Origin of the sequence: Brevibacillus sp. NPDC058079, assembly GCF_042885155.1 — a bacterium.
Taxonomy (GTDB): Bacteria; Bacillota; Bacilli; order Brevibacillales; family Brevibacillaceae; genus Brevibacillus.
Genome location: NZ_JBHVSO010000010.1, coordinates 211,813 through 226,157 on the forward strand (window position 1 = coordinate 211,813; position 14,345 = coordinate 226,157).

22 protein-coding genes are annotated in these 14,345 nt (G+C 35.8%); 19 read left to right on the forward strand and 3 right to left on the reverse strand.

What is annotated here, in order from left to right; genetic code table 11:
• Nucleotides 1-51: 51 nt before the first annotated feature.
• The 3 genes from ACFVS2_RS26660 (at nt 52) to ACFVS2_RS26670 (ending at nt 1,724) form a co-directional block, all read left to right on the forward strand.
• Nucleotides 52-285, forward strand: a complete 234-nt coding sequence (locus ACFVS2_RS26660) for a hypothetical protein (protein WP_390239429.1) — start codon at nt 52-54, stop codon at nt 283-285.
• Between the two features lie 525 nt (nt 286-810).
• Nucleotides 811-1,110: a hypothetical protein gene (locus ACFVS2_RS26665; RefSeq protein WP_390239430.1), complete on the forward strand. Its 300-nt coding sequence runs from the start codon at nt 811-813 to the stop codon at nt 1,108-1,110.
• A 170-nt stretch (nt 1,111-1,280) separates the two neighbouring features.
• Nucleotides 1,281-1,724 (forward strand): LPD11 domain-containing protein, encoded by a 444-nt coding sequence (locus tag ACFVS2_RS26670; RefSeq protein ID WP_390239431.1) that lies wholly within the window; start codon nt 1,281-1,283, stop codon nt 1,722-1,724.
• Nucleotides 1,725-1,888: 164 nt separating this feature from the next.
• Here ACFVS2_RS26670 and ACFVS2_RS26675 read toward each other — a convergent pair whose 3' ends face one another.
• Nucleotides 1,889-2,113: a helix-turn-helix domain-containing protein gene (locus ACFVS2_RS26675; protein WP_390239432.1), complete on the reverse strand. Its 225-nt coding sequence runs from the start codon at nt 2,111-2,113 to the stop codon at nt 1,889-1,891.
• 744 nt (nt 2,114-2,857) lie between these two features.
• Here ACFVS2_RS26675 and ACFVS2_RS26680 point away from each other — a divergent pair.
• The 8 genes from ACFVS2_RS26680 (at nt 2,858) to ACFVS2_RS26720 (ending at nt 6,308) form a co-directional block, all read left to right on the forward strand.
• Entirely contained in the window at nt 2,858-3,088 is a 231-nt protein-coding gene (locus tag ACFVS2_RS26680) for a hypothetical protein (protein ID WP_390239433.1), read from the forward strand.
• Nucleotides 3,089-3,269: 181 nt separating this feature from the next.
• Nucleotides 3,270-3,470 (forward strand): hypothetical protein, encoded by a 201-nt coding sequence (locus ACFVS2_RS26690; protein WP_390239434.1) that lies wholly within the window; start codon nt 3,270-3,272, stop codon nt 3,468-3,470.
• 226 nt (nt 3,471-3,696) lie between these two features.
• Nucleotides 3,697-3,963, forward strand: a complete 267-nt coding sequence (locus ACFVS2_RS26695; RefSeq protein WP_390239435.1) for a hypothetical protein — start codon at nt 3,697-3,699, stop codon at nt 3,961-3,963.
• A gap of 41 nt (nt 3,964-4,004) precedes the next feature.
• Nucleotides 4,005-4,166, forward strand: coding sequence for a hypothetical protein (locus ACFVS2_RS26700; protein WP_390239436.1), 162 nt, complete (start codon nt 4,005-4,007; stop codon nt 4,164-4,166).
• Nucleotides 4,167-4,222: 56 nt separating this feature from the next.
• Nucleotides 4,223-4,516, forward strand: a complete 294-nt coding sequence (locus tag ACFVS2_RS26705; RefSeq protein WP_390239437.1) for a hypothetical protein — start codon at nt 4,223-4,225, stop codon at nt 4,514-4,516.
• A gap of 33 nt (nt 4,517-4,549) precedes the next feature.
• The gene (locus tag ACFVS2_RS26710; protein WP_390239438.1) at nt 4,550-4,885 is read left to right on the forward strand and encodes a hypothetical protein; all 336 of its coding nucleotides are present in this window, start codon (nt 4,550-4,552) and stop codon (nt 4,883-4,885) included.
• Nucleotides 4,886-5,667: 782 nt separating this feature from the next.
• Nucleotides 5,668-5,889 (forward strand): acetyltransferase, encoded by a 222-nt coding sequence (locus ACFVS2_RS26715; protein ID WP_390239439.1) that lies wholly within the window; start codon nt 5,668-5,670, stop codon nt 5,887-5,889.
• A 158-nt stretch (nt 5,890-6,047) separates the two neighbouring features.
• Nucleotides 6,048-6,308 (forward strand): hypothetical protein, encoded by a 261-nt coding sequence (locus ACFVS2_RS26720; protein WP_390239440.1) that lies wholly within the window; start codon nt 6,048-6,050, stop codon nt 6,306-6,308.
• Nucleotides 6,309-7,041: 733 nt separating this feature from the next.
• Here the strand turns inward: ACFVS2_RS26720 and ACFVS2_RS26725 are convergent.
• Nucleotides 7,042-7,683 carry a hypothetical protein gene (locus ACFVS2_RS26725; RefSeq protein ID WP_390239441.1) on the reverse strand — a complete coding sequence of 214 codons (642 nt, stop codon included), beginning with the start codon at nt 7,681-7,683 and terminating at the stop codon, nt 7,042-7,044.
• Nucleotides 7,684-8,046: 363 nt separating this feature from the next.
• On the opposite strand from ACFVS2_RS26725, the gene ACFVS2_RS26730 reads away from it, so the two are divergent.
• The 3 genes from ACFVS2_RS26730 (at nt 8,047) to ACFVS2_RS26740 (ending at nt 9,656) form a co-directional block, all read left to right on the forward strand.
• A complete protein-coding gene (locus tag ACFVS2_RS26730) occupies nt 8,047-8,439 on the forward strand; it encodes a hypothetical protein (RefSeq protein WP_390239442.1) in 393 nt (130 codons plus the stop codon).
• A 45-nt stretch (nt 8,440-8,484) separates the two neighbouring features.
• The gene (locus ACFVS2_RS26735; RefSeq protein WP_390239443.1) at nt 8,485-9,102 is read left to right on the forward strand and encodes a M48 family metalloprotease; all 618 of its coding nucleotides are present in this window, start codon (nt 8,485-8,487) and stop codon (nt 9,100-9,102) included.
• A gap of 125 nt (nt 9,103-9,227) precedes the next feature.
• Nucleotides 9,228-9,656 carry a hypothetical protein gene (locus ACFVS2_RS26740; RefSeq protein ID WP_390239444.1) on the forward strand — a complete coding sequence of 143 codons (429 nt, stop codon included), beginning with the start codon at nt 9,228-9,230 and terminating at the stop codon, nt 9,654-9,656.
• Nucleotides 9,657-10,081: 425 nt separating this feature from the next.
• Here the strand turns inward: ACFVS2_RS26740 and ACFVS2_RS26745 are convergent, their stop codons facing one another.
• Nucleotides 10,082-10,423, reverse strand: coding sequence for a hypothetical protein (locus ACFVS2_RS26745; protein ID WP_390239445.1), 342 nt, complete (start codon nt 10,421-10,423; stop codon nt 10,082-10,084).
• A gap of 261 nt (nt 10,424-10,684) precedes the next feature.
• Between ACFVS2_RS26745 and ACFVS2_RS26750 the strand changes: the two genes are divergently transcribed.
• The 5 genes from ACFVS2_RS26750 to ACFVS2_RS26770 all read left to right on the forward strand — a co-directional run bounded on the left by ACFVS2_RS26750 (nt 10,685) and on the right by ACFVS2_RS26770 (nt 14,111).
• Nucleotides 10,685-11,272: a hypothetical protein gene (locus ACFVS2_RS26750; protein WP_390239446.1), complete on the forward strand. Its 588-nt coding sequence runs from the start codon at nt 10,685-10,687 to the stop codon at nt 11,270-11,272.
• Nucleotides 11,273-11,374: 102 nt separating this feature from the next.
• Nucleotides 11,375-11,593: a hypothetical protein gene (locus ACFVS2_RS26755; protein WP_390239447.1), complete on the forward strand. Its 219-nt coding sequence runs from the start codon at nt 11,375-11,377 to the stop codon at nt 11,591-11,593.
• A 150-nt stretch (nt 11,594-11,743) separates the two neighbouring features.
• Nucleotides 11,744-12,982, forward strand: a complete 1,239-nt coding sequence (locus tag ACFVS2_RS26760) for a hypothetical protein (protein ID WP_390239448.1) — start codon at nt 11,744-11,746, stop codon at nt 12,980-12,982.
• Nucleotides 12,983-13,005: 23 nt separating this feature from the next.
• The gene (locus tag ACFVS2_RS26765; protein WP_390239449.1) at nt 13,006-13,608 is read left to right on the forward strand and encodes a hypothetical protein; all 603 of its coding nucleotides are present in this window, start codon (nt 13,006-13,008) and stop codon (nt 13,606-13,608) included.
• Nucleotides 13,608-14,111: a hypothetical protein gene (locus tag ACFVS2_RS26770; RefSeq protein ID WP_390239450.1), complete on the forward strand. Its 504-nt coding sequence runs from the start codon at nt 13,608-13,610 to the stop codon at nt 14,109-14,111. Before ACFVS2_RS26765 ends, ACFVS2_RS26770 begins: the two co-directional genes overlap by 1 nt.
• Nucleotides 14,112-14,345 lie beyond the last annotated feature (234 nt).

A 14,345-nucleotide genomic window follows, 5' to 3' on the forward strand; every position in this document is an offset into this window, starting at 1 on the left:
TATAACAATTTGATAAAGAGATTCCTTCAAGTAAAAGGAGCTGTTGTGTATATGAGTACCTACGAGGAGATCTACACTCAACAAGGCTTGACAATGATGATTGAGAATCTCGAAAACAAAGTAAAAAATCTGGAACAAGAACGTAATGATGTCGGATTAACCTGGACAGAGGTAAGGATAAAACAGCATCATAGATCAGTGAACGAAGAGATTGCAGAGATACAAGATGACATAAAAGAGTTAAAAGCTGCTTTGCAAATCAGAATTCAATTGAATTTGCGATAAGATATTCTCAAAAACCAGCAGTTCGAAAAGGCGCCTTTATAGGCGTTTTTTATTTATATCCACACTAAGAAGTTTTCTCATGAAATCAAAACCGATAGTTGTCAATAAACGTAATCTAACGTTTGTAAAAACATATAATCTATTACGTTCAAGAAAAAAGGAGGAGTCTTTATAGACTTATTCTCATAGGGAAAAGCCATTCCAAAGTACAAATCTAAAAGTTGATAGTCAACTACAGTCCAGCAATGATTGAACTTGGATAAATTGTTTATGTTTAACCATTGGACAATTATTGCTGTCATAAATGGGTTAGCAGGCAATTATTACAGAGAGTATTAATAATAACAATAGTGATGAGATTCGTCGATTTTCGGCTACCATTCGTAGGTGGAGAAACTTTCAAATCTATGAAGGTGATCTAAGAAGTATTGATGTTAATCGTATCGCTTATAAAGTGAGAGTCAAGATAGGATCAATTGATAATAAATATGTGCGATAAATTAAAGTAAGGAGCGAGTAATAGAAATGGAAATGCGGGTATTAAAAACAAAAATTACGAAGATCTTAAAAGAAGGGAGTTTTCCAAAGGTTGTCATTATAAAAAGTTCCAAGGTGAAAGGCTATCACACAATATATCGTTCAGGTTTTCAATACACTGGTAATGAAATTCGATGGTATTCGCCAAGAGGCGGGAGCACAGAAGAGGATAATAAAAAAGTAAAAGAAATGTATACTTACCTAACTCAAATGGGGTTTAAAGAGTTCATCAAATTGGACTATGTAGGGACAGCGAATATCTCTGTTATCAATTTAACATTGAATTAACATTAATCACCATTCCAACAGTTTCTTACTGTTGATCTGACCTATGAAGTAACCCGAGAAATCACTTTGAAAGAAAGGGTATTCAGATTATTGAGTTGAACGGGAGTCTAATTGACTTGTATCTCATTAGGGATACCTACCCCTAAAACAAATGAATGGAGCTGGTAAGAATGGAAGCAACGGCAAACGTAAGAACGATGGAATACATGGGTGTAGACCACTGGGACAGACCTGTCTATAAGTGCATCGAAACGGATTCGCTATGGAAGGACATAGAGCTTGGTAAGTGCGACACGCCCGCATTGTATAGCTGTGGGAACGACTTCGATGGCGATCCGTGCTCCCCAATCAAGAGTGACTTAGTTGTCGTGTTCAAGACGAAGTACGCAGAGAACCCGCACAGATTTAACTACATGATGCTGGGCAGGTTAAGAAGCGACTGTGACTACTACCTTGGGTATGGAAACAGGAACAAAAGCCGTCTGTGCGGGGGAAGCGTAAAGGAGCATATCGAGTGGATGAAGGAGATTCACAATTCCTTCCCTGAAGGACAGAAGCCGGAAAATTTGACGTACGAAGGCATCCTTGACTACGAAAAACGAATGACCGAGTGAGCGCACGAAGGATGTTTTTCGTTTCCGGTAAATAACAGGGACTGCAATTTAGAACGAGAGAAAAATTGACTATGATCCAAATCTGATCTTCGATTTTCCTTTTGTTATCGATGGTTATTTGGAGTTCAACACGATAATCCGAATTACCGAAAGAAAAAGCGCATCTAATTGGGTGCGCTTTTTTCTTTCCGTTTATCTGGTTTATGTTCAATGATATCTTCTATACGACAGTCTAAGTAATTACATAGCGTGTCCAACACGTCAAGGGATACAGGTTCATCTTTCTCGAATTTGGCAACAGTTGCTCCTGAAAAGAGATCGCGTAACTCACCTTTCTTTATCCCCTTATTGATCATTAAAATTAACAGTGGTTTATAAGTAAACGCCAAGAGATTGCACCTCCTTTTGTTAGTATTCTTGATTGTCTGTTCGAAATCAAGTATTTTTGAATATTAGATAGAATTATGTTACATCGCATTTTCTTAGATGATATACTCTTGGGCAATGAAAAAGAGCGCCTATTATGGCGCTCTCTAATGACATCTGCCGTGATTGTTTTCCGATTTCTCAATTCTGTAGTACTTCTGGTTGGTTGCACCGCCAAGCATGGGCTATGGTAAATAACCGTTGAAATCGCCCAATTGATCTTTTTTGGTGTCATTTCGTGGAGTAGTATTCCTGAACGAAACGATAAATTTCGCTTTAAAAAGAAGAAGCCCATCACTCCCGTACTGACCAAAGTATCGGAGTAATAGACCTCTTCTCACGTAATCTTTCGCAAAAGTTAAAAATACTTTACAAATATCATTCTATAATTTGAGTAATAATATGTCAATACATTCTATTTGATATTCATTTATATCAACCTATTTTCCGTATAAAACAAACCTTTCGCATTGAATTCAATGAAATAATAAAAAGGTCTTATTCCATTAACTATTGGAAATAAGATTTTTTGGCATTTAATCCTTCGTCCTCACTAACAGTGCTACTAAGAGTTTGCATATGAGGATGACTCTGATTAAATTAACCAGTCAAAATAGAATAAAATGGATTTGTCTTTGTGAAAGAGTGATCTATTTTTTGTGCGTACATATAATCTATCATTCACAAGACAAAAGGAGGAGTTATTAATGGCTTACCTTAATGGGGAAAATATCAAACCAGCGAACAACGCTGAAGCAAAGAAGTTAATTGGTAAACGTGTCCAGTACTTGCGTAGCACAGACATTGATCGATCTGGAAGAGGGTATATCTTTCCACGGACGGGAACGATTGTGGAAGTTGTAAGAAGAAACATTGACATTGACGGGAATATGGTTCATTTAAGTGATATCGTAGAAATGGTTGAACTTGTCTCATAACCAGATGTTTCTTTTCTTAGTTGATTCTGCAAACTACTTGTCTAACGGAAGAATCTACAAATTTGATAGTGTGACAGGAAAAAAGGTATACCGATTCGATCTAAAATCTAACCTTTGTTTCTGGGAAATAGATAAGATTATGTATATGTTTTTATAAAAGGATATGGAGGATGATGCAAATATGTTTAGCGCTATCGTAGGAAAGGTTATTCAAAAAGATGAACACCACACTCGACTGTTTGGAACAAAGTGGAACAGTCCATTGTCGATCAGACGATTGAATCGACCATCACAATTGGGCAAACGAGGGCTTTATTTTCATGATGGATATTGCGAACTGTATGTTGGACGATGGATCATTAAGTATCGTAACAGCAAATAAGTAAGTTAAGGGAGATCCTTATTTTAAAAAGGAGATAGCGGATGGCGATATTTCTTTGGCTTATGATATTTCCAATTTTGTTTATAGCTGCTGATTATTCATGGCACCAGGAATATTTGCGAGCTTTGATTTATCTTGTATGTGCAGGCATGTTTGTGTATGCGTTATTGATTTATATTTAGCTATAAACAAATTCTAAATGTGATAATGAAGGGAGAAATGTGAAATGGACATGAATGAAATTTTCTACATGGGAATTAAGTTTGGAAATGGTGAATTTAGCAATAATGATGAGTTAACTGAGGTATATATCGACGTAGAATTTTCAGACGATAGTATGAAAGAGTTTGACGGAAATGTCCTCCAAATTAGACATTTTGATCAGCACATCATTATTTGGGATAACAAAGGTAATAAGCTTTTTGAAGAAGCAATAATCGATATCCCGTTTTTTAGAGAGGAACTATTAAAGAAAATAGTTGTTGTTGAGTAGATTGATAATCCGAACAAGGTTTTTAGAAAAGAGGGAACCAATTGAAGGATAGAAATTATCTGTTGACGTATCAAGATGAAAAACGTGGATATGGAACTTTTGCATGGTTTGAAACGGAAGATGAGATGACTGAGTACATTGAAAACAATAGGGTACATGTAATTGAAGCTCTAAAAATTAAAGATGCTGAGATAATTCGCTAAACAAAGTAGTTATTCTTTAGTTTACAACTGATCATGTTGAAAAGAGGATCAATAGGATGGCAAGAATAGCAAAACAGAAGAAAGATGTGTTCTTAAATAATGCCAAAAAAGCTTTAGAAACGGCAGTAACTGAAAAAATTTTTCTTAGGGTTGCGGGAAACTATTACTTTGATTTTGAACATACAAAAATAATAGAATGCGATCCTTTATATTTAGCTATTGATTATGGCGTTCTTTTTTACAGAGCATGGACTGCAAGATTAAATCGAAGCTTAGATGAAGTTATGAATGGACAGAAATCCATAGAAGATGCATGTAATAGTCTTGCGTTTTATTTGGATTCACATTAACAATCTGCTCAAAAAGTAAAAGAAGGTGAGGAAATGGAGATACCCAAATGGGTCGAGGAACATTGGGAACAACAAGATAATCCTGACTGCTTGCAGGAAGATTTCGAAAATGGTAAGCATGAAGATGATCTTTACCAAAATTATGTCGTTGATGGTTCAGACATCGATGCTGATTATCTTAATTCAAACGCACTAAACGAGTTGTTTGGTAGCTTTTCTGTATTTGGACCAGAGTTAATGGATATCCTCGATAAGTATGGTGAGGAATATCTTAGTAAACGAAATATTGCGGTTGAGCAGCTTAAACTGTACTATGCTGTACTTTTTGAGCGAGAGATGGATCGATTGCGAAGCGTTCAGATTAACTAATTGCTCATTATATTGCTTGAGTCTATTACAGTATTTCTCCTTGGTGTAACAAGCTTTAGATGGAATGTATAACTTTACATGATGCATTGACTTGGAGCCTCTATGGTCATGATTTACGGCGAAAACGGCGATGTTTGAGTGATTTCGCTGGCTGGATAGCCTATCATGCCCACCTCTCCAAGTAAATGCAATGTTATACATTTCATACAATCCCTGTTGTAGCAGTCTCTATATGCTGTTTTGTTCATTACATTATTCTGTTCATTGTGAAAAGGTGGTGTTGATCTCTGATCAAAGGTGAAGGTTGGACTTCGAATTACATGCGTTTACCGCAAAGACAATGGGCTAATAGTAGCAGGTCAGCATTTTGATGCAAAAGATGTTGAAGCCATAACAGAACGGATCGGACAGATGATTTTGTTAAATAATTGAGGGGTGGGTGAGAAGTGTCGATGACATGTAGCATATGTAACGGTCTGGGGTACACGCTTGAAAAGACAGGGGTTGTATCGCCGCATATCCCATATATTGAGGAAGTTGTCAAAGAACCATGTGAATGTTACCTAAAGGAGCGAGGACTTGAGTGATCAACCTGATTAAGGTTAAAGCGCTGAAAGCAATCCAGTCGCACACAATGACGAACTGGTGTACGACATTAAAAAGAATAAGTGGTGTCAAGGCTCTGAATTCTTCGATGTAGGGAAATCGCACATCAAGGAAATTTATATTGTCAAAGCAGATTAACAGATTGTGTACTCAGGATAATAGGGAGGGCTTCGTTTGTGATTAAGGCAATTCTAAAAAGCAATATTTCAGACTGTGTAATTGAGTCTTCTTATACACCTCATCAATTATTAAGCTTCTCTGGCGAGGAAGAGCTTATCGAAAAAATGTCTAAGTGCGATTGCCAACCGATAGGTGAAACAAATGTTGTTGAATGCAATTGTGATGAAGAGTGGGATGATTACACGTTAGTTCTTGAAGAAGAGAAGTTATCAAATTAGGTAGGGAGGAAATAGCTTGAAACTTTGTACATGTTGTCAGAAAGAAGAAGTGTTCCAACGTGGTCTTTGTGTGGATTGCTCTACTCCTCCAGTTGAAGAAGATGATGAAGAGTAGCTTAGCAAATTAGTTAAAGAATAAAACGAAGGAGATAGTTATTATGGCTAAAGTTTATGAGAGTGATTGGGCAAAGCTAAGTTTACCAACCAAGACTATACTTGAGAGAGTAGATATGACGCGAACAGACGAAGAGATTAAAATTGGCGAAATGGTTGATATTCCATTTTTTAAAGGTGTTCTAACCGATGAAATCGCAGATGAAATTGTCAACTACCAATACTCTGGCGAACAAAAAGGTTATTATACTGCATCAAAAGTAGATGGTGTGGTTAAGATCAAATTTTTGCAACAGGCATTTTAAGATAACGTGTATTATGTGTCCACTCAAAGCAGAAAGGAAAGGGAGACATGACTGGTCATATCACAATCGAATATACAGTTTGGTGTGCATCCTGCTCTAACTGGCACCAGGAGTGCAACATCAGCACAAAGACAGAAGCAATCTCCCGTTTTAGATTAATGTCCTGGAAAAAAGGAAAAGACGGGTGGCAATGTCCACAATGCCAAGGTATCTGTCAGTGTGGTTTTAAGTGGCAGGAACAGGGAATGAAGCATGGTGAACAATGTCCAAGATGTATTAATGTTATAAGAAAAAGAGTTGAGAAAGGATGATTGTAAATGGATGAAATTAGAGAAATGTTGGCAGGTAGTGGATATTCAGAGAAAGAAGTTAAGTCTATGAGTGATGAGCAATGCATGGAAGAATGGGATTGGCTTTGCTCTCGATATACAACATAGGAAGTAACGGACTCCAGGTAGTGTGTAGAATGAAAGCATATTAAAATAAGTAGCCTTAGTCTTATTATCAGGACTAAGGCTACTTATTTATTTCTTATGGTCCTCTTTACTTTGTGCGTTATTTCTTTTCTTGGAGGTTCTCGTGAAAAAATCCATTAATACAATCAAAGCTACTATAAAAATTGACTGCATTAGAGGTTTAACATAGCTGGATTGATCGTATATAAAGTAAGCTAATATCAAGTTGAGTATGAAGGTAATAAAGTATCCAAAGGTTTTAATTATCTCACCTCATCTCAGAACCAAGGGTCTATAATAGTAGATTTTCTCACATCTACTTCAAGATTGCCACCACTATAATTAGAGTTTTTGGTAACCCTTATTTCTTTTTTGATTTCATAGTCTCCAATGAAGTTTCCATTCATATCGAATTTACCTGCTGATAATTCTCTGTAGTAGTATTTAATAGCGAAATACAAGTTTTCTGTGTCAGTCGCTACGAAATAGTAGACACCAAATCCACCAGCAGCAGCTACACCAACTCTACGTGGATCTGGTAATCCACCAGCTTTTGCCCATTCGACCACAGCAGCGCCTAACGCTGTTTTTACTGCTGCCCTGAATTTCTTCGAAGTATTAATGTCATTTGTTTTCATGTGTACATATGGAGTAGGATACGAAGCAGCGGCTTTAATAAAGCTTGATTTAAATTCTGAAACAAGTAGCTGATTGACTTGAGAAATAGATTCAGTTGATGTGTTGACTAACTTCACGTTTCCATTTTCCACTGTGAAATCAATATTGTTCTTCTTCAAGATGGTAACAATTCTTTCGTTGACGACTGGGGTTTTTTCTTCGACTGCTGCGGAAGCACCAAGAGGAACACTGAAAACTACCAACATGCAAATGCTAAACAACATGGCAAAAAACCTTTTCATAATTCAACCTCCTATTGGTATATACTTGCATTTTTTATTTTAATTGGTAATTTTAGGAAAGTAAAGAACTGCCAGAAAATAGATTTCGACAAACAATTTATTGGGCGTTATTTTGAATATAAGGGAAACTCAGATATCGATACTTTCACTATTCAAGCTCAAAAGGGTTCTCTTGATGATCTATGAGGACTCCTATGTTTAAGGATTTCAGCACTTTTGTTTGCCAATCGCAATGCTTTTCTCTCTGAAGTTTATGAGGGAATCTGTTTCTTAGTTTATAAGGAGAATTAAATAGACATATAATCTTCTATGAGATAGTAATCAGGTATTCCATTGGGAATAAAAGCGTAAAGGGGAGAGGGTATGAATATAACAGGAATCATTGAAGAGATTAGAGAAGTTTTCATGCTTGAACATAACTTGAATAACTTCCAGGAAATAAATTGCGGCTATTGTGATCTGTTTGCCCAAGAGGTCTTGTGGAAATTAAACGATTTAAACTTCTATGAAATGGATACACATGAAATCGTGACTCTTGAAGATGAAGAAACAGATTATGGTATCATTGATGAAAATGAGGTCAGAATGAGATTTAACATAGATATTCCACCAAATCTCACAAATGTCCAGATCGGTTATCATGTTTGGATTACGGACAATAAGAGACATTATGATGCTGAATGTCCATTAGGCGTGACAAACATGTTTGAACTTCCGTTCTTTAAACGATATTATAGTCAAATCAAAAAGAGATGATGTTGTCTATCAAAATCAGATGTATCGAAGGGATGATAAATCAACATGGTAAATGTAATTGAAGGAGATCATTATACATTTGACTACGGTTTTGACAAGCTTATTGTTTTTACAACACACAAAGGGAAATATGAAGGGGAAGACGCATATTTTTATCAGACAATTACATGTCAAAATGGACAAGTGTTTGAAAGAATTTATGATATGGAGTTATTTCAACTCAAGGAGGTTCGACTGGCAACCATTAAAGAGATTGCCGAAATGAGAAATCTAAATCCTTACAAAATCGAGCGCTTAGAAAAATGGATTGAAGAGCTGATCATTGAAAACTGGAACATATCGAAGAAGCCTATTCTCGTATTTGATCCGGAAGAAGTGATGAACGTAGCTTTCAAAGGAGCATTTGAACCTTATACAAACAGTTTGATTTTCCGTTCAGAAATGATATCGGTTTTGAGTGAAGAGGAAATGAGAAAGGTATTATTACATGAACTTTGTCATTGGTATCTATATGAAACGAATCAAGCTTACCAGGACAAAGATGTTCGATTCGCACAAGAAATTATTCGTTTAGGAATTGAGGATACGATTAATATCCACAATAAAGAGGCGAGAGAGGCTTATGAAAAAGCAAAAACCCTATTAATATTGAAAGATCAATAGCTCTCTGTAATAGAGAGCTTCTCTGTTTACTTGGGTTAAGTCGCCAAGTGTTCACGAATTCCGTAATCATGGTAAAATATTACTTGCGAGCAATACATAACAAATGCGAGAGAGTAGGGAATTTAATGAAATTAGCTCCGTTAAAACAATGGTATTGTGATCAGTGTGGTAATGTAATTCAGAATGCAGATGATGGCTATTTTGAATGGAAAGAAAATGACGAAGGTTTGAATTACGGATTTAGAATCGTTCATTTCAAAGCATGCCAATATGATGAAAGAACCTTTGGAGCTGATGAACGTGTACAAGACCTTCAATTAGATGAGTATATTGGACATGACGGAATGGTTAGATTGCTCGATATTCTTGCGACGAGGAACTTAAAGGATAAAAATGAACTTCTTGAGGTCTTTTCACGCCTACAATTACCCTATTATGAAGAAGCGCGAACCTACTTTGAAAAAGCTCTTCAAGATGGATATATCGAGGATATTCATGATCAAGGAAATAAGTTCTCATATAACGCATTGGAAATCATCAAGAAATATGCATAAGATTTAATTCGGCTTGGAAGCTCTATTAAGGAGCTTCTTTTTACTTAATTGATGCCTTGCTGTGTAGATATGAGAGTAGTTTTTAGTATGCAACCACATTTGGTTCATAAAAAAATGAACCAAATGTGGTTGCATAACGTACAATTGAACCAAAAATGATTGCAGATATGCTAACAGCTACAACTGTCAGTTTTCAACCGATTTATGCAATCGCTCTGGGTTCATTTTTACGTAATACAACCTATTTTGCTTCATTTATGCAACCACTTTTGCTTCAACGGACAGAAGAAAAAGGGGGAACCTTAGTTCCCTTTAGAGAATTATATTTATTCCGAAAACACATCTTTTCGGAAATTCTTTACATAGGCATCTAATAAGACCCCAAATTGGAGTCTTATTAGATTTGACATACAACAATCGTTACATCATTTTTTGATTTCGGAGATTGCGTCCGTCAGCAATTCTTTATACGCCGATAAATCGAAGCCTTCAAAGAAAACTTGGATTTTCTCCATGAAATTCTCTTTGCCGTTTTTTAGGTATGAACCTTCTTGAAGTTCGTGAATCAGATCCTTCTTTAAAATATCCTTAATTTCGTGTTCTGACTCTAATTCAGTATCGACCGTTTCAAGCCAAGAGTATACAACTTCGATTGTTAGTTGTTCAAAACTATTATTATGCGAAGAATCAATCGTAACTCCCAAATCAATCATTTTTAGAAGAAAATAATTCATTCCTAACAAAGCGTATTTTGTGATTTGACTCATTATTCATTTCCCCTTTATTGAATTGATGTAAAAACCTCACCAGTTTATCTTGTACTCCTTCATTTTAAGCAGTTGTATGGGCAAATATATAAATAAAGACTTTATAATTAAAACAAGCTTTTGCCAAAATAATGATTCTGATATATAATTATGAAAATAAATTCAAATCCTTTACATTGACTATAGTCGATATTTATAGTGGTTTTATCAAAGTAAATTTCAAATAGTTTGAAGTAAATAAACAAGGAAGGGTTTTTGTGCATGGAAACTATTCAAATGATTACGCTACTAAATACGGATACAGGTGAAACACTAAAGTCAGACCTTTTGTTTGTACATGAAACAGGTGTTCCAGATGGATTTGTCATTGCTGACAACCTTTCGCGAGATGAATGGATTAAAATGCTACAAGATACCATTCAAAAGTTCACACCGAAAAGCAATACTTTTTACTCAAATATGCTGGATATCGATCACCCTGATGCTGAATGGTTTAAAATTCACTACATTCAAGATGGTGTAGCTCACTGTTCGAGAATTAAGGGACGTGATTTGAATGATGTGTATTTTGATCTACCCCTTGATCTCCTTAGAAAGATGGCAATTGAAGAAGTTAATCCCACAAAACGAATGAACGAAATCCTATCATTGATTTCTTCTTGTTACAACGAAGGTTTTAATGAAAAGCTAACAACAAACGCGGCTTTGGAGATCTTCTCCGCTCATGAAATTAGAGCTTGTTTACTGGAAAGATACACATTTAGCAATAATCCCTGTAATAGTATGGAGCTATGGATTGAGGAGTCTATCTCCAAGATGTTCCAAGAATACGAACAAGAGAATGAGTAAAATGAATAACCTCACTCACCTATGGTTTGTGGGGCTTTATCTACATATGGCAATCCTCATCGGATATATAGAAGCTAATCTAACACAGAGTGAGGTGTAAATATGAGTCAAGAATTAGCCGAAATTATTAAAGGTGGTTTTCGCTTTTCCATTGATCATTACACTGTATATGACAATCAATCAACTGTAGAAATCACCTGGGAGTTCATCCCGATTGGTCAATTTTCCTCACTCGTGGAAATCGTACCCTCAGTTATCATTCGTGATGAGTTTGAATTTGCGTGTTTTGTTGAACAGTGGCTGGATTACAGATCATCTTAATTGAAAGGATTGTTATGAATATGGTCATCACTTATCATTTTGGATGTTCCTGAAATGTCAAAGTAGTCCCTATTTTCTCAGTGAATTGAGCATACAGCTAATGATTGGGGTATACAGAAAAAATCCAACAAGAATGATAAGGAGTTTGCAATGACAGATATTAATTCTCTACTCAAATTGATAAAAAGAGGTATTGAAATAGGCTTTAATCTTCCCCGTTCAGGAACCTTTGACGACCCACAGGAGATATTTGGATTAGTAAATCGGAAAAAACTAATGCAAGATATATACTTCGAGGTTTTTGGGAATGAATCATTTACAAAATATATCGATAAATGTGCACATAAAAACATCGATTTTCCTGACGTACTTATACAGTTCGTTTCTAATCATAAAGGCTTTCGATTCTCAGCTGATAAATTCATGATTTGTTCTGTCGAAAATGAAAGCGATATTTATAAGGTTATCATTCCATTGCACAAAGAAAATATAGAACTTTTCCTTTATGGAATCATTCCAATGTCTGAACCAAGCAGAGTTTTAGATTGGGCTGAATACGGCTTCATTTCTAAAAGCAAGCTATCAACAAAAGAAAGTAAAATACATAAGAAATTCTCCTACTCCCTTGAGAAAGGAAAAAACGGACAAAAGGAAATTACCGCTGAACAATATTTCTTTTTATGTTTGCTTGAAGATGCTGCTTTGAAGAGCTTATCAAAAATCAATAATATTCGATTAGATCAAAGTAAGTACAATCGAAAGCAAATTGAAATGGTACGCATGTGGAGTATTATGATGGTCGATTGTCACAGCCAAAACTACATCGATATTGAACGATCAGAAAAAGATATTTCCATATGCAAAGATTGGAGTACATTCGATTCATTCGTAAATTGGCTTGCCGCTAATAATATGACCGATCAGATAGCATTTATTAGATCAGACCGAATGCAGGATTTCTCCCCTGACAATTGTATTTGGAGAACAGATATTGACATCATAACTGAGTCTCAATTTGTTACTCCAGAGCGTTATTATTGGCACTATTACGATCATCAATTTTACTCGACAACTTCAATCAGAAAAACACCAATAACCATTCATGGAGTAGAAAGACCATTGTTAGACTGGAGTGCAATTTACAACATACCTGGACACATCATCATAGGTCGCGTATACAGTGGATTAAAAGATGATGATTTGGTGACTCCTGTTGTTAAACGAACGGTTACATATTTGTACAAAGAAATTACCATCGATGGAACCACCAGAACTGTGAAAGAATGGGCTTCTGTAACTGGTATTCCGGTGAACACAATCATATCTCGGATTCGTTATGGATGGCGCGGCGCTGACCTGATTGCTCCCCCACGAAGTCGAAATAAATAACTTCAATTTTAGGAGCAATAATTATGAGCTTGAAACAATATCTATTCATCGCTAAATTGTACAATGGACTGTTCCATAATCGGATGACGATCTTTCTATATCTATCATCGCTTGGATTTGTGTTTTCCTTAATAACTTATCCCCTTACTCATGATTTATGGAGTTTCTTTCTATATATTTTAGTGATTTCCGCGATCTTAACGATTACGACCATTCGCCTGAGTAATAACAGCATTTATAGCCGGTTAACCAAGCACTTGAGCATGAATATCGCCGACTTCCAGGATTACCATAGTAAAAATTATCTCAACGATCGCATGGAAGTGGCGGAGTTATTTCAAGAGGAATTCATAACTGCCATCGAAACTGCCCATAGGAAACGATGCAAAACTATTCGGATGACTACTCACGCTTGGGTATATAGGCATGTTATGTTGCATCCAAGAGTTCAAGCGCGTTATCATGTTGAGGCAGAAGAATACGGTGAGTGCAAAATACCGTTAGAGGTACTCTTGTTGATAGCACCAATAGTCATTCAAAAAAACCCACTAAAAACATTTGAAATTGCAACTAAAAAACGAAAGCAATACAAAATCCTCCTGAAAGCAAAGACAGGTGTAAGGTAATGAACAAAACAGATCGTCCATGGAAAGGTTATCACACTACTCATGTAAAGAATCATCAAGATATAATCCAGAATGGTCTACTTTTTGAACAAAAAAGTGAGCTTCAGCCTGCTACGGAATTACTTTGCGAACTTTTATCACTGGAAAAACCGTCTTGGATTCCGTATTGGTTGAATCGAATGGAATGCGTATTTTTAAGTACGGAACCCCAAATATGCGAGATAGATCAAGTACAATTTGAAGTGAATCTCTATAAATTAGAGGAAAATCGGCTTTTCGTTGCTGATTTTGAACTTATTGATGATTTGTTTCAAGGAATCATTAAGGCAATTCAGAACAAAGATGTCAGTGATATCCCGACAAATAACATAAGCGCTTATTGGGATAGTATTCGCCCGTATGTCGCATTTCTATTAGAAGAAAATTCTCCTGATGTTGAACTGTTGTATTTTGGGAACATACCTCCAGAAGCGATTGATCCATTTATGAACAATACTCTATAAAAACTCTTTACATGAACCTCCTTCGTCGTTGAATTGTTATGATAGATTAACGACTCATAAGGAGGTTTTTATATAAATCAGACCCTATTTCATCCAGCAAAAATACATCTTGATAAATTAATAACTCGCTTAAAAATTGTCGAATTATGTCGAAAATCTAAATTTTCGGAAAAAGATTGATGACTATAATCAATACATACCCTCTCTTCTCATGAATGAATATTTGTAATAACC

Excerpts from the sequence above, each read along its gene's own strand:
- ACFVS2_RS26660 (WP_390239429.1), top strand. The coding sequence starts at position 52 with ATGAGTACCTACGAGGAGATCTACACTCAACAAGGCTTGACAATGATG.
- ACFVS2_RS26665 (WP_390239430.1), top strand. The coding sequence starts at position 811 with ATGGAAATGCGGGTATTAAAAACAAAAATTACGAAGATCTTAAAAGAA.
- ACFVS2_RS26670 (WP_390239431.1), top strand. The coding sequence starts at position 1,281 with ATGGAAGCAACGGCAAACGTAAGAACGATGGAATACATGGGTGTAGAC.
- ACFVS2_RS26680 (WP_390239433.1), top strand. The coding sequence starts at position 2,858 with ATGGCTTACCTTAATGGGGAAAATATCAAACCAGCGAACAACGCTGAA.
- ACFVS2_RS26690 (WP_390239434.1), top strand. The coding sequence starts at position 3,270 with ATGTTTAGCGCTATCGTAGGAAAGGTTATTCAAAAAGATGAACACCAC.
- ACFVS2_RS26695 (WP_390239435.1), top strand. The coding sequence starts at position 3,697 with ATGGACATGAATGAAATTTTCTACATGGGAATTAAGTTTGGAAATGGT.
- ACFVS2_RS26705 (WP_390239437.1), top strand. The coding sequence starts at position 4,223 with ATGGCAAGAATAGCAAAACAGAAGAAAGATGTGTTCTTAAATAATGCC.
- ACFVS2_RS26710 (WP_390239438.1), top strand. The coding sequence starts at position 4,550 with ATGGAGATACCCAAATGGGTCGAGGAACATTGGGAACAACAAGATAAT.
- ACFVS2_RS26720 (WP_390239440.1), top strand. The coding sequence starts at position 6,048 with ATGGCTAAAGTTTATGAGAGTGATTGGGCAAAGCTAAGTTTACCAACC.
- ACFVS2_RS26725 (WP_390239441.1), bottom strand. The coding sequence starts at position 7,683 with ATGAAAAGGTTTTTTGCCATGTTGTTTAGCATTTGCATGTTGGTAGTT.
- ACFVS2_RS26730 (WP_390239442.1), top strand. The coding sequence starts at position 8,047 with ATGAATATAACAGGAATCATTGAAGAGATTAGAGAAGTTTTCATGCTT.
- ACFVS2_RS26735 (WP_390239443.1), top strand. The coding sequence starts at position 8,485 with ATGGTAAATGTAATTGAAGGAGATCATTATACATTTGACTACGGTTTT.
- ACFVS2_RS26740 (WP_390239444.1), top strand. The coding sequence starts at position 9,228 with ATGAAATTAGCTCCGTTAAAACAATGGTATTGTGATCAGTGTGGTAAT.
- ACFVS2_RS26745 (WP_390239445.1), bottom strand. The coding sequence starts at position 10,423 with ATGAGTCAAATCACAAAATACGCTTTGTTAGGAATGAATTATTTTCTT.
- ACFVS2_RS26750 (WP_390239446.1), top strand. The coding sequence starts at position 10,685 with ATGGAAACTATTCAAATGATTACGCTACTAAATACGGATACAGGTGAA.
- ACFVS2_RS26755 (WP_390239447.1), top strand. The coding sequence starts at position 11,375 with ATGAGTCAAGAATTAGCCGAAATTATTAAAGGTGGTTTTCGCTTTTCC.
- ACFVS2_RS26760 (WP_390239448.1), top strand. The coding sequence starts at position 11,744 with ATGACAGATATTAATTCTCTACTCAAATTGATAAAAAGAGGTATTGAA.
- ACFVS2_RS26765 (WP_390239449.1), top strand. The coding sequence starts at position 13,006 with ATGAGCTTGAAACAATATCTATTCATCGCTAAATTGTACAATGGACTG.
- ACFVS2_RS26770 (WP_390239450.1), top strand. The coding sequence starts at position 13,608 with ATGAACAAAACAGATCGTCCATGGAAAGGTTATCACACTACTCATGTA.